Origin of the sequence: Streptomyces ipomoeae 91-03, from assembly GCF_000317595.1 — a bacterium.
GTDB lineage: Bacteria > Actinomycetota > Actinomycetes > Streptomycetales > Streptomycetaceae > Streptomyces > Streptomyces ipomoeae.
The window spans coordinates 1-1,722 of the sequence record NZ_AEJC01000257.1; the positions used below are offsets into that span (position 1 = coordinate 1).

At 74.8% G+C, this 1,722-nt stretch carries 1 protein-coding gene; it reads right to left on the reverse strand.

What is annotated here, in order from left to right:
- A partial coding sequence (locus STRIP9103_RS48975; RefSeq protein WP_048820431.1) for an ATP-binding cassette domain-containing protein occupies window positions 1–1,374 on the reverse strand: 1,374 nt, incomplete at its 3' end.
- Between the last annotated feature and the right edge of the window lie 348 nt (window positions 1,375–1,722).

Consider the following 1,722-nt stretch of genomic DNA (forward strand, 5'->3'; position numbering starts at 1 on the left):
CTCCGCCCCGAGCGCCCGCACCCCACGCCGGGCGAGCGTCCGCACGCTGGGCAGCAACACGTTGTCCTGCGCGGTGAGCATCGGGAACAGCCCCTGCGCCCGCCGGTCCGCCGGTACGAGTGCGACGCCGGCGCCGAGCGCGTCGGCGGGCCGAGCGGGCGCGACGACCCGCTCCCCGACCCGTACGGTCCCGCCGGTAGCGCGACGCCTGCCGAACAGGGTCTCCAACACCCGCGTACGCCCCGACCCGATCAGCCCGTACAGTCCCACGATCTCCCCTTCACCGACGGTGAGATCGACCGGCCCGAAGCCGGGGCCGCGCAGCCCGCGCACGGTGAGGCGGGCGGTGGGGGAGACGGTCGGCGCGGAAAGGGCCATGGCCTGGTCCGGTGCGGCGGCGGTGCGACGGGGGCGGTCGTTCCCGCTCGCCCTGGGGCGCCCGTCGAGGTCGTTCCCGCTCCTCCTGGGGCGCCCGTCGCGGTCGTCGGGCCCGGCAGGGGCGAGTTCGCCGTGACGGGCGACGTCGTGGTCCGCCGCGCCGCGGCCCCCGGTGTCCGTGTCGTCCGCGCCGCGGGCGGCAACCGCCGCTCCGCCGACGCCTGCGGCACGCTCCCCGACCGGCGAAACGGGGGCCGTGGCCGCCCCGCTCCCGGTGGAACCCGGCGACCCGGCACCCCGCCCACCCGTGATGGCGTCCACCAGCTCCCGGCGGCTCTGCCTGGCCCCCGTCGAATGGTGGGCGACCCGGCCGTCGCGCAGTACGGTCACCGCGTCCGCCAGGCGCTCGACCTCCGCCAGCAGATGCGTGACGTACACGATGGCGAGCCCCTGGCTCCGCAGGTCCTCCACCCGGGCGGCGAGCGCGTCGCTCTCGGCGCCGGACAGCGCGGCCGTGGGTTCGTCCAGGACCAGGACCGAGGCGCTGCGGCTGAGGGCCTTGGCGATCTCGACCAACTGCCGCTGACCCATGGGGAGTTCGCTCACCCGGTCGCGGGGCGAGCAGCTCGCGGCGACGCGGTCGAGGAGTTCGGCGGCGACCTTCTCCTGGGCCCGGCGGTCGATACGGCCGTACCGGGTCCACTCCTGGCCGAGGAAGATGTTCTCGGTGACGGTCAGGGAGTCCACGACGCTCAGCGTCTGGAAGATGATCGCCACCCCGGCCGCGATCGACTCGCGCGGGCTCAGCCGGCCGTACGGGACACCGCCCACCTCGATCGTCCCGGAGTCGGGCGGAAACGCGCCGCCGAGGCACTTGATCAGGGTGGACTTCCCGGCCCCGTTGTGGCCGAGGAGGGCGTGGACCTGCCCCGCGGGCACGGTCAGATCCACCCCGTCCAGTGCCCGCACTCCCCCGAAGGACTTGCTCAGGGACATGATCCGCAGGTTCGGCGGGACGCCGGCCCCGGCGATGCCGCTCCCGCCCGTTCCACCGGCGGCACCAATCCCACCGGCGACACCAGTCCCCCATGCGGCACCCGTCCCACCAGTGACATGTGTCCCATCAGCCTCACCGGCCCCGCCGGTCGCATCGCTCAAGTCAGCCATGGCCCAGCCCTACGCGTTCTGGGCGAGCAGCGCGTCGATCTCCGCCGTGTCGCCGCTCCGGACCAGCTTGACCGGCACCTGGATACTCGGGTTCGCCTTGCCGGCGGCGACCGCGAGCGGCACGTCGACGATGGCGTTGGCCATGTCCTGCGGGGCGAGGGCGGAGGAGGCGCGGTA